Consider the following 11,726-nt stretch of genomic DNA (forward strand, 5'->3'; position numbering starts at 1 on the left):
ATTCTGATGGATGATCGGCAGTGCCCCGTCGATTTTCTGGTGGCGACGACCCGTTTTTTCGCGCGCGAATCGTGCGGGTTCTGCACCCCCTGCCGGGAGGGCCTGCCCTATGTGCGCTGGTTGCTGGAGCGGATTGAGGCTGGAGAAGGCAGTGCCGAGGATATTGCGACCCTGCATCAGCTCGGTGGGCAAATTGCGCCCAACAGTTTTTGTGCGTTGGCTCCGGGAGCGCTGATGCCGGTGCTTTCGGGTTTACATGCCTTTGCGGATGATTTTGAGACGCATGTTCGTCTGGGTCATTGTCCATATCGGGGGCCTCAATCATGAAGCATGTATTTTTTCTGGATGGTCAGGAGATCCCCTTCACCCCTGGACAGAACGTGCTGGAGGCGGCTATTGCTGCCGGAAAAAATCAACAGATCCCCTATTTTTGTTTTCATCCCGCCTTGGGAAGTCTGGGGGCTTGTCGGCAATGTGCCGTGAAAATGTACGCCCATGACAGCAAACACCCACCCCGGATTACCATGGCCTGCCTATTGCCGGCCAGCGATGGTCTGCAACTGGTTACTCTGGAAGACGACGTGCATACCGAGCATCGGGAAATCATTGAGCTATTGATGACCAACCATCCGCTTGACTGTCCGGTCTGTGATGAGGGTGGACAATGTCATCTTCAGGATATGACGGTGCAGACCGGACATAGCGTGCGCCATTACAGCGGTCCGAAGCGTACCTATCGCAATCAGGACCTCGGTCCTTTGGTGTATCAGGAAATGAATCGCTGTATTACCTGCTATCGCTGCGTGCGTTTTTATCAGGATGCTGCCCAGGGTGAGGATTTCGGGGTGTTCGGCTCCCGCAACCGGGTCAGCTTTGGTCGCCTGGAAGATGGGCCGCTGGAAAGTCCTTTCAGTGGGAATCTGGTCGAAGTCTGTCCGACGGGCGTATTTACGGACAAGGTTTTTCGTCATGATTATGTCAGGGTTTGGGATTTGCAGCAGGGTCCTTCGGTATGTCCCCATTGTGCGGTGGGTTGTAACACGACTCCCGGAGCGCGTCTGGGAACCTTGCGCCGCATACGAAACCGCATACGGCCGGAAATAAATGGTCACTTCCTCTGTGATCGAGGTCGTTATGCTTTTCCCTACGTGACGGCAAATTCCCGGCCCCTGCAGCCCCGCCTGATGGGCGAAACCACTCGTCAGGATGCCGTCTTGCGTCAGCTGGCCAGCCGTCTGGAAGAAGGACGCAGTGGCTTCCTGGGCTCCCCGCGCGAAGATCTGCAAAGTAATCTGGGTCTTTTTGCGTTGGCAGACTGCCTGCATGCGCCTTTTGCTGCGGTAACCAGTTCCTGGGCAGAAGCTCTGGCGCAACAATGTCTGGCACTTCCGCAGGCGCCCAGTTTGCAGGAAGTGGCGGCGGCCGATCGCATTGTGGTCATCGGCGATCTGGACAGCATTGCCCCCATGGCGGGTTTTGCCGTACGTCAGGCATTGCGCCAGGGCGCACGCTTGACGGTGCTGGCCAGCAGCCGGACCGAATTGGCCCAAAAAGGGGATTATCGGCCTTTACGCCCCAGTGCCTTGCGTGATCAGGTTGCCCAATTAGCGGATGATCCCTGTTTGCAGGGGGGGCGGTTTCCAGTGCTGTTGGCCACCGCAGAAACCCTGGGTCCATCTGGTTTGTATGCACTGCGCAAAACCCTGGAAAAACTGCCTGCCAACGCCCGGGCCGGTGCTTTTGTCAATCGACCCAATTTGTTTGGGGCCGCCTATTTTGCGGCAGACGGTCATACCGAGCGCCTGCAGCAGGCCTTGCGGCAACGCAAAATCAATCATCTGCTTTGTCTGGGCGCTGATCCCTTGGGCGAGGACTGGGGGGCGGGTACCTGGCGCACACTCGCTCCAGGTCTGGATGGTCTGACCTTGCTGGATATGGTTGATTCGGAAACGGCCAGAAGCGCAGAAGCCTTGATACCCGTGGCGGCCTTTCCCGAGCGGGCCGGTTTATTTGTAAATTATGAAGGCCGGATTCAGGCGTTTTCACCGGTTTATCGCCGCGAGGCGCTGGTGCTGCACTCGGCTGTGCAGGGCAGCGGCTTTCCTGAGGCCGCCGGTGGCTTGAAGCACCCGATCGGTCCGCCGCCGCCATTGTTTTGGCTGGGTCGTCTGGCGGAAATGCTGCACTTGCACGAAGCCTGGCAAAAACGGCTGGATTTTTATTTGCATTTTCTGTGTCCTGAACGGCCAGACCCGGAGGGTCCCGGAGTTTTGTTGCCAGACACTATTCGTGCCCGCTTTGAAATCGCAGCAGTTCCGGCAACCCGGACGGTGACGCCCGAGCAATGGGAACTCGATATTTTTCGCTGGTATGGTGGGGAAACGCTGGCTGATACGGCCGACGAACTGCATTCTCTGGCTCCGGCCCGGGGTTTGCGGGTGCATCCGGATGTTCAGGCCGTGGCTGCTACTTTGCATGGTCCTTGCGGAGACTTGCAGTTGCCGGTTATTGCCTGCGCAGAAATGGTCCAAGGGGTCATTGCCATTGATCAGGAAGGTTTCGCCGAACTGGGCTTATATCCTGGTGATCCCGTCGAAGTCAGCTGGGAGCAACGCCAATGATGCTTTTTCTGATGGCTCTGGGCATGTTGTTTACCACCCTGGTTTTACTCGGCGTGGCGGGTTTTCTGGTATTTGCAGAGCGGCGGGTTCTGGGTTTTCTGCAGAATCGTCTGGGCCCCAATCGACTGGGTCCTCTGGGCGTTGGCCAGGCGCTTGCCGATGCCCTCAAGTTGATGAGCAAAGAAAATTTTGTGCCCGATTTTGCCGATCCGGTACTTTACCGGGCGGCGCCGGTTCTGGTGGCTTTCAGCGCTTTGGCCAGCTTTGCCGTGGTACCGCTGGATCATCATTTTTCCTGGGCGGGGAACTGGAATATCGGTTTGTTGTTCATTCTGGCCATGAGTTCTCTGAACGCCTACGGAGTATTTCTGGGGGGCTGGGCTTCGGGCAACAAGTTTTCCCTGCTGGGCGCAGTCCGGGCAGTGGCCCAGTTAGTCAGCTATGAGTTACCCATGGGACTGGCCCTTTTGGGTGTGGTTTTGCTGAGTGGATCGCTGTCCCTCAACGGGATTGTCGCGGCGCAAAATCTGCCCTATATCGTCCTTCAGCCTCTGGGTTTTGTCATTTTTCTGATAGCCGGTGTAGCGGAAACCCACCGCCTTCCCTTTGATTTGCCCGAAGCAGAAAGCGAATTGGTGGCCGGATTTAATACAGAATACGGGGGGATGCGCTTTGGCTATTTCTTCCTGGGAGAGTATCTTGGCCTGACCTTGATCGCAGTGCTGACGGCATTACTCTACCTCGGCGGCTGGCATGGTCCCTGGCTACCCGGATGGATCTGGTTGCTGATCAAGACGGCAGCGGTGATTTTCGTGTTTTTCTGGTTGCGGGCGACCTTGCCCCGACCACGTTATGACCAGCTAATGGCCTTGGGCTGGAAAGTGCTTCTGCCACTGGCCCTGTTCAATGTGCTTGCGACAGCTTTGGCGGCAGCTTTGTGGAGGCTGGCATGAGGGTCTGGCGCAATATCTCCGAACTGGGTGCAGGGCTGTGGACGACCTTGCGTCAGCTGGGCCGAACTTCAACCGTCAGTTATCCTGAGGAGCCTTTGAACTTGCCGCCACGCTGGCGGGGACGGCCCGTACTTACGCGTGATCCCGACGGTGATGAGCGCTGCGTTGCCTGCCAGCTTTGTTCAGCGGTATGTCCGACGCGTTGCATTGAATTGCAAGCCGGAGAGCGCCCTGACACGCGCCGCTATCCACTGACGTTCCGCATTAATTTTTCCCGGTGCATTTATTGCGGCCTCTGTGAGGAGGCCTGTCCTACGCTGGCTATCCAGCTCCTCGATGAATTTGCTTTCAGTAAAGAACACCACGCTGATTTTATCTACGAAAAAGAGGCGTTGCTCATTGACGGGACGGGTAAGCATCCGCATTACAATTTTTATCGGCATTCCGGAGTGGCGCTGCAAGACAAGGATAAAGGTGAGGGCATCAACGAAAAAATGCCCGTCAATGTCCGGAGTAATCTGCCATGACAATTTTTCTGATCTTGCTGTTATTGTTGATCATTCTCACAGCGGGAGCCGCGTTGCTGGTGGTCCGTGATCCCATGCATGGCGCGGTAAATCTGGGCGTCAGCCTGCTGGCCTTGAGCATTCTGTTTCTGGTGCTGGGAGCACCCTTTGTCGCGGCTCTGGAAGTGATGTTGTATGTGGGCGCTATTCTGGTCCTTTTTCTTTTTGCCATCATGTTGTTACGCACTCCGCTGACGATCCGGGAAGAACCGCGCTGGCGCCGGGGTTTTTGGTGGCCAGCGGTGCTGGTGGTTCTGCTGACGGCAGTCCTGATTCTTCTTTTCAGTCGTCGCCCGGATCTGATGGTGCTTATTCAGGAAATAGGCCCAGGCACAGTAGGGCGTGCCCTTTTCGGTCCCTATCTCTGGCTTACGGAGGCTGTGGCGCTGCTGCTCTTTGCCATGATTGCCGCCGTGCTGGCCATTCATCGGAGGGATGATCATGACGCTTGAACTCGCACTGGTGATTGCCGCATTACTTTTTGTGACTGGAATGGCGTTGATCATTTTGCGCCGCAATCTCATTTTTTTGTTGCTGGGCATTGAGTTGCTCTTTAACGCTGCCATGGTCATTGCTCTGGCCGGAGGTGCCCGCTGGCATTCTGTCACCGGGCAAGTACTGGTGGTGTTCATGATGGCGCTGAGCGGTGCGGCCCTGGCTTTGACCCTGGCCTTGTTGTTGCGCGTCAAACAGGAACTGGGCGGGGATACGGTAGATGACCTGCGGCAGCTTCGGGAGGAAGTCGATGAATGAGTGGCTTTTTCTAATCCCTGGTTTTCCTCTGCTGGGGGCGTTGCTGAATGGCATTTTTGGGGAGCATTTTTCGCCACGGCAAATAGGTCGCATGGCCGCAACCATGCCCTTCCTGTCTACCCTGGTGGTATTTGCAGTCTGGATGACCCACGGTCGCGACCCGAATCTCCATGAACAGGTCTGGACCTGGATTTCGGTGGGTAATTTCCATGCCAATATAGGCTTTCATGTAGATCAAGTGACTTTGGTCATGATCAGTATTGCCTCCTTTGTAGGTTTTCTGATCCATCTGTTTTCCCAGCAATATCTGAACGGGGATTACGGCGAGCGGCGCTACTATTTTTATTTGAACTTATTTGTGGGCGGAATGCTGATTCTCACCATGGCAGATAACCTGCTGCTTCTGTACCTGGGCTGGGAGACGGTCGGCTTGTGTTCTTATGCCCTGGTGGCGCACTGGTATCGCAAACAGGAAAATGCCTGGGCCGGGCGCAAGGCATTTGTGGTGACCCGTATTGGGGATACGGCCCTGGCATTGGCAATATTTATCCTTTTTGCCGAATATCACACCCTCAATTACCACACCCTGTTTGCGGCTGTGGCGGCCCGCCCCGATCTGCTGGCCCTCACCATAGCGGGGATTTTGGTGTTGATTGGTGCTGTCGCCAAATCTGCGCAGTTTCCTCTGCATATCTGGTTGCCGGATTCCATGGCCGGTCCCAGTACGGTCTCCGCCCTGATTCATGCGGCTACCATGGTCACTGCTGGCGTGTATTTGTGTATTCGTCTGTACCCTATTTTTGCAGTAGTCCCCGGGATGCTCTGGGTGATCGGGTTGAGCGGGGCTTTTACCGCTCTGTATGCGGCAAGTTGCGGTATTGCTCAGGTGGACATCAAGCGGGTGCTGGCCTACTCCACCATCAGCCAGCTGGGCTACATGTTTCTCGGGGTGGGCATTGGTGCTCCTTCACTCGGCCTTTTCCATCTGCTTGTACATGCCTGTTTCAAAGCACTGCTGTTTATGGGGGCAGGTGTAGTCATTCTCATCTACAGTGATAATCATGATATTCGCCAGATGGGCGGTCTCAAAAAGCAGCAACCCTTTTTACGCTGGACGTTTCTGGCGGGTATTTTTGCCCTGGCTGCCGTACCTGTCATTTCGGCTTCTTTCTATAGCAAGGACGCCATTATTGCTACGGCTTTTATCGTCCCCGGTGGCAAGCTGCTCTGGGTGCTGGCATTGCTGGGCGCGGTATTTACGGCGATTTATGCGTTTCGGCTTTATTTTCTGGTGTTTGAAGGCCCGGAAAAGCTGGGCGAGCCCTATCAGATGGGTTGGGGCATGAAAATTCCTCTGGGAATCCTGGCCGTTGCCAGTATTGGTATTGGCTGGCTGCAGTTTCCGCCGGGCTGGCCAGGCCCGAAAATCTGGTTACCCTGGCTGGCTCCAGAGTTGGGCATGCCGCCAGCCCCGTCGGGGGATGTGAATATTTTTCTGCAAGTGGCGGGTTCAGTGGCCACCCTCATTGGTATTGCCATTGCCTACAAAGCCGCACAATGGGAGCGTGAAGGTCGTGGCCTCAGTCGTATAGCCTTTCTTTTCAATGCCTGGTTTTTCGACCGGATTTTTCTACGCATTTTTCCGCCCATCTGGTACGCATTCGCGCATATCCTGGACCGACTGATTGAGCAGGGCGGTTTTCAACTGATGCTGCTCGGCGGGCTGAGAGACAGCTTTGGACTCGGTAGCCGCGCTCTGGAAGCGGGTGAAAATGGCCTGATCAGTCGCTATGCCAGTGGCATGATTCTGGGTCTGGTGGTACTGCTCTTCATCGCCTGGGGGTACTTGTTGTGATCCTGGTAACGGTGTTGATTGTTCTCCCCTGGGGTGCGGCGCTGTGGCTTTCTGCGCAAAAACAAAGTGGTCAGTACTTTGCCATGAGCATCGCGCTGGTCGAATTGTTGTTGGCGTTGATTCAGCGTTTTGCCCCCGGAGCCAGCGGCACTTTAGGGCATGCTCTCCATATCCCTTATCTGGGTAGTCTTTGGACCTTGCACGCTGGCCCTCTGGGCAGCACCCTGGCGCTTCTGTGCGCTTTGCTGATTCCGGTGAGTCTGGCTTTTGCCTGGCGCTTACCCGAATTCCGGGTGCTGGCGAGTGCCGTGCTGGTGATGTCCGGGGCTTTGTTTGGGATATTTTTCGCTCAAAATGTCCTGATGTTTTATATTTTTTATGAAATCCTCGCGTTGGCGGGAGCTTTCCTGATTTTGCGCAGTGGTCACAAAAGTCGTGCTGCTGCCCTACAGTTTTTGTTGTACACCTTCGTTGGGTCCTTACTTTTTCTGGTCGCACTGGTTGTGGTTTATGTCCTCCACGGTCAGCAGACTGGAATCTACAATTTTTCCATTTTGCAGCTTGCTGACACCCGTATTACCGGGGGTCTCGGTATCTGGCTGTTTTTGGGTATGGTCGCCGGCCTGGCGGTCAAAATGCCACTTTTCCCTCTGCATAGTTGGGCGGGTACTGGCTACGGCAATGCCGCGCCGGCGGGGAGTGTGTTTCTTTCGGGGGCCGCCGTGACAGCGGGTGCCTATGGCCTGATTCATTTTGCTATCCCCATGCTTCCCCAGGCGGCACTGGAGTTTGCCCCGGTCGGCATTATTCTCGGTGCAATCGGGACCCTGTATGGGGCCTTCCTCGCCCTCAATGCTGCCAACCTTCGCCTTTTCGCAGCCTGGGCCAGTGTCAGCCACATGAATCTGGTGGCTCTCGGACTGTTTGCCCTGCAAACGCAGGCCATACATGGCAGTGTGTTTTTGCTGATTGCGCACGGCGTGGTTTCGGCAGGACTGTTCGGCGTAGTCAGCATTATGGAAAGCCGGGGTTTGACGGGAGAATGGTCAGGGCTGGGAGGCTTGTTTCGACGCGCGCCCCGTCTCGGTGCCTGGATGCTTTTTTTCTTTCTGGCAGGAATGGGGCTGCCGGGGCTGGCCAATTTTCCTGGAGAGTTTCTCAGCCTGGCAGGGGCCTTTCGGGTGTTGCCTTGGGCTGCTGGACTGGCGACCTTGGGGATCCTCGCGGGTGTGGTCTATTTTTTACGTGCCTACGAGCGGATCATGCTGGGTCCGCTGAACGGAACCTTGCCGGATAATCTGGTGGATTTGCAGCAGAGCGAGTGGTTGCTGTTCTGGGTGCTGGGACTGCTGACCTTGTGGCTCGGCCTGGATCCCCAGATCATTCTTGCCCATCTGGGTACCCTGCTCTCCATTCATAGTGGAGATGTCATTGCCGGAGGTGGTCATGGCTTATAGTCCAACCTTGCTGCCATTACTCATAGTTGCTGCTGCGGCACTGATTGCTTTTCTCGCAGATGCCCTGCGGCTGGGTCGACTCATGCCCTGGTTGGGTGGAATCAGCAGCATTGCTGCTGCAGCCAGTATTTTCGTCGAGCATATGGCTCTGGGAGCTGATCTGTACTGGGATCTCAGCGCCACTCTTCTCGGTGTCTATTTGAGCCTGGCCATGGCGGCGGGACTGTTTTTTATTACCTTTCATCCACTTTCCCGAAAAATGACAGGCAGTTTGGTTGGGCTGTTGCTGACTATGTTAGCAGGTAGTCTGATTTTGGTGAGTGCCCAGAATCTTCTGTTGATGTTTGTTGGTCTGGAGCTGCAGGTGTTACCTTTTTTTGCGTTGCTGGCCTGGCCTGGCAGCGGCCGCGCAGCCGTAGAATCCGCCTTTAAATATGCGGTGCTGGCCGGGCTTGCATCGGCCCAGTTTGCCATTGGAATTGCCTTGATTTATCTGGGTGATGGCAGTCTGGCAGTGATTCCGCCAATGGGTGATATGACATCCAATGTATTCGGATTGATGGGCGTGCTGGCCTTACTGGCCGCTTTGAGTTTTGAGATTGCCGCCGCGCCTTTTCATGCCTGGGTAGCAGACATTTATCAAGGCGCGCCAGCGCCATTTCTGATTTTTCTGGGTGGAGTGGCAAAAGTCGCCATCATGGGGGCGCTGATTACCCTGGCGGCGGCAACACCAAAGCTGGAAATACCCATTGCCGTCATTGCGGCAACCAGCATTGTAGTGGGTAACGTCCTGGCTTATCGCGCCGGACATTTGCGAAGAATGTTGGGCTATTCGGCTATTGCCCATGCCGGTTATTTTCTGGCCGCCCTCGCGGTCGGCCCCTTGGGTATCATCGCAGGCGCTATTTATGCCTTGGTGTATGGCCTGATGAACATGGGGACTTTCATGGGCCTGTCGGCGCTGCCGGAAAACAGCATTGCCATCCCCTGGGCGGCATTGCGGGAGCGCCAACCAGTACTGGCCGGGCTTCTGGGTCTGACTTTGCTCTCGCTGGCTGGAATGCCGCCCAGCATAGGTTTTTTTGCCAAATTGCTGGTCATTGTCGCCGATGTGCACGACCAGGCCTATTGGTTGGCCATTCTGATTGCTCTCGGTAGCGCCTTTTCTTTTGCTTACTATCTCAGTACCTTGTGGAAGCCGTCCGTGCTCAGCAACCCCGACCGCCTGCTGCATCGGCGCAGTTGGGAGACTTTTGCCGCACTGGGCATATTGATCCTGCTATTCGGCTGGTTGCTGGCGCCCTTGGGGATGGGTTGAGAAGATTGCGTCTTCACCAGCCCGTATATGCCTTGACATGGCCCCGTTTCATCGCTAATCTCCCGCCCCTCAGTGAAAAACCCGAAGCCGGAGTTTTGTGATGAAGACCTATTCTGCCAAGTCTCATGAAGTACAAGGAGACTGGTTCGTCGTAGATGCGACCGATAAAGTGCTGGGCCGTCTTTCTGTAGAGGTGGCTACCCGCCTGCGCGGTAAGCATAAGCCCGAATTTACCCCCCATGCCGACATCGGGGATCATATTATTGTGATCAACGCGGACAAGATTGCGGTGACCGGCAACAAGGCCAAAGACAAGATGTACTATCATCATACCGGCTATGTCGGCAATCTGAAGAGTGCTTCTTTTGAAAAGATGATGGAAACGCATCCAGAGCGGATTATCGAAATTGCCGTCAAGGGAATGCTTCCAAAAAACTCCCTGGGCCGCGCTATGTACCGGAAACTCAAGGTTTACAGTGGTTCCGAGCATCCCCATTCTGCGCAACAGCCTCAGACTTTAGATATTTAAGGTAAGCACTATTATGGAACAATATTACGGCACTGGTCGGCGCAAAAGCGCAACTGCACGGGTTTATTTGCGTCGTGGCTCTGGCAAGATCGTCATCAACAAGCGCAGCCTGGAAGAATACTTTGGTCGCGAGACATCGCGTATGGTAGTCATGCAGCCACTGGAACTTACCGGGCACGGCAGCCAGTTTGATATTCTGGTGAATGTCAGCGGTGGTGGTGCCAGCGGACAGGCTGGTGCCATTCGCCATGGTATCACCCGTGCCCTGATGGTTTATGACGAAACCTTGCGGCGTCCGCTCCGTGGTGCGGGTTTTGTGACCCGGGATGCTCGCGAAGTGGAACGTAAGAAGGTCGGCAAGCATAAGGCGCGGCGTAGTCATCAGTTCTCCAAGCGTTAATAAAACCGCTTCGGATCGGAAAAGCCGCCTAAGGGCGGCTTTTTTGTTGGTTTATGACAGAGGGTTGCAGCATGATTCGTGCAGGCATTGTGGGTGGTACCGGCTACACCGGAGTGGAATTGTTGCGCTTGTTGCTTCCTCATCCTGAAGTGGAAGTGCAGGTCATCACCTCTCGTGCTGAAGCGGGAGAACGCGTAGATGCCCATTTCCCCAATCTGCGGGGCGTGTGTGATCTGTATTATACAGCCCCCGATCCAGAGACTCTGGCAAAGCTGGATGTCGTATTTTTTGCGACGCCCCACGGGGTGGCCATGGATAGTGCCCCGGACCTGCTGGCGCATGATGTGCGCGTCATTGACCTCGGTGCCGATTTTCGACTGGCCGACGCGGAAGCTTTTGCGCACTGGTATGGCATGGCGCATCGGGCGCCTGAGGCGTTGCGTGCAGCTTGTTATGGGCTGCCGGAATATTTTCGGGAGAACATCGCCCAATCACGCCTGATTGCCAATCCCGGATGTTATCCAACCGCAGTCATTCTGGGATTCGCTCCCTTGCTGGAGGCGGGATTACTGCATCAAGACACGCTGATTGCCGATTGCAAATCGGGGGTGAGCGGTGCGGGCCGCGCTGGACGGGTGAACCTGATCGTGCCGGAAGCCGCAGATAGTGTCACTGCCTACGGAGTGAGTGGTCACCGTCATCGTCCCGAAATTGAGGCGACTCTCTCAAAACTGAGCGGGGAGATGATTGAACTACAGTTCACGCCGCACCTGATGCCCATGATACGCGGGATTCATGCCACCTTGTACGGACGCTTGCAGCACCCGTTGAGTGACACCGCCTTGCAAACCTTGTTTGCAGAGCGTTACGCGCAGGAGCCATTTGTTGATGTGCTGCCATTTGGCAGTCATCCGGCAACTCGCTCCGTGCGCGGGGCCAACGTTTGTCGTGTTGCCGTTCATCAACCGCGCCCGGGGCAGGTGGTCGTTCTGTCTGTTATTGATAACCTGGTGAAAGGTGCGGCTGGGCAGGCAGTCCAGAACATGAACCGGATGTTCGCCCTGCCGGAAACGCTTGGTTTGACACAAATTGCTTTACTGCCATAGTGTTATGTGAGTAGTCTGGTCAAAGATGCGTTTTGTCTGGATCCAATTAATCTTGCTCTTTTTCACATTTCAGTCCGAATATTCCATCAATCAGCAAAAAATCGTCGGAATTTAAGCCTCGCACGATTGTGCGAGGCTTCTGGGCGGATTAACTCCCCAACCCTCCAT

The 11,726-nt window shown here is 55.4% G+C and carries 12 protein-coding genes; all 12 read left to right on the forward strand.

Annotated features, from left to right (window positions below; translation table 11 throughout):
- The coding region (locus AC2VLY_RS07150) for an NADH-ubiquinone oxidoreductase-F iron-sulfur binding region domain-containing protein (RefSeq protein ID WP_486922007.1) at positions 1–327 on the forward strand (327 nt) is incomplete at its 5' end.
- Positions 324–2,621, forward strand: a complete 2,298-nt coding sequence (locus AC2VLY_RS07155; RefSeq protein ID WP_486893306.1) for a 2Fe-2S iron-sulfur cluster-binding protein — start codon at positions 324–326, stop codon at positions 2,619–2,621. The genes AC2VLY_RS07150 and AC2VLY_RS07155, both read left to right, overlap by 4 nt.
- A complete protein-coding gene (gene nuoH / locus AC2VLY_RS07160) occupies positions 2,618–3,574 on the forward strand; it encodes an NADH-quinone oxidoreductase subunit NuoH (RefSeq protein WP_010640728.1) in 957 nt (318 codons plus the stop codon). Before AC2VLY_RS07155 ends, nuoH begins: the two co-directional genes overlap by 4 nt.
- Positions 3,571–4,101, forward strand: coding sequence for an NADH-quinone oxidoreductase subunit NuoI (nuoI, locus tag AC2VLY_RS07165; protein WP_486893305.1), 531 nt, complete (start codon positions 3,571–3,573; stop codon positions 4,099–4,101). The genes nuoH and nuoI overlap by 4 nt, the downstream gene beginning before the upstream one ends.
- Positions 4,098–4,592, forward strand: a complete 495-nt coding sequence (locus AC2VLY_RS07170; RefSeq protein ID WP_486922008.1) for an NADH-quinone oxidoreductase subunit J family protein — start codon at positions 4,098–4,100, stop codon at positions 4,590–4,592. Before nuoI ends, AC2VLY_RS07170 begins: the two co-directional genes overlap by 4 nt.
- Positions 4,582–4,893, forward strand: a complete 312-nt coding sequence (locus AC2VLY_RS07175) for an NADH-quinone oxidoreductase subunit NuoK (RefSeq protein WP_193650828.1) — start codon at positions 4,582–4,584, stop codon at positions 4,891–4,893. Before AC2VLY_RS07170 ends, AC2VLY_RS07175 begins: the two co-directional genes overlap by 11 nt.
- The gene (gene nuoL / locus AC2VLY_RS07180) at positions 4,886–6,748 is read left to right on the forward strand and encodes an NADH-quinone oxidoreductase subunit L (protein ID WP_486893303.1); all 1,863 of its coding nucleotides are present in this window, start codon (positions 4,886–4,888) and stop codon (positions 6,746–6,748) included. The genes AC2VLY_RS07175 and nuoL overlap by 8 nt, the downstream gene beginning before the upstream one ends.
- Complete coding sequence (locus AC2VLY_RS07185) at positions 6,745–8,205, forward strand: complex I subunit 4 family protein (RefSeq protein ID WP_486922009.1); 1,461 nt, start codon at positions 6,745–6,747, stop codon at positions 8,203–8,205. The genes nuoL and AC2VLY_RS07185 overlap by 4 nt, the downstream gene beginning before the upstream one ends.
- On the forward strand, positions 8,195–9,523 hold the full coding sequence (locus AC2VLY_RS07190) for an NADH-quinone oxidoreductase subunit N (protein WP_486922010.1): 1,329 nt from the start codon (positions 8,195–8,197) through the stop codon (positions 9,521–9,523). Before AC2VLY_RS07185 ends, AC2VLY_RS07190 begins: the two co-directional genes overlap by 11 nt.
- Before the next feature lie 100 nt (positions 9,524–9,623).
- Entirely contained in the window at positions 9,624–10,052 is a 429-nt protein-coding gene (gene rplM / locus AC2VLY_RS07195; protein ID WP_010640718.1) for a 50S ribosomal protein L13, read from the forward strand.
- Between the two features lie 13 nt (positions 10,053–10,065).
- A complete protein-coding gene (rpsI, locus tag AC2VLY_RS07200; RefSeq protein WP_010640716.1) occupies positions 10,066–10,452 on the forward strand; it encodes a 30S ribosomal protein S9 in 387 nt (128 codons plus the stop codon).
- Between the two features lie 71 nt (positions 10,453–10,523).
- A complete protein-coding gene (gene argC, locus AC2VLY_RS07205) occupies positions 10,524–11,558 on the forward strand; it encodes an N-acetyl-gamma-glutamyl-phosphate reductase (RefSeq protein WP_486892479.1) in 1,035 nt (344 codons plus the stop codon).
- The last annotated feature ends 168 nt before the right edge of the window (positions 11,559–11,726 follow it).

The organism is Acidithiobacillus sp. TH-A36 (genome assembly GCF_057473445.1).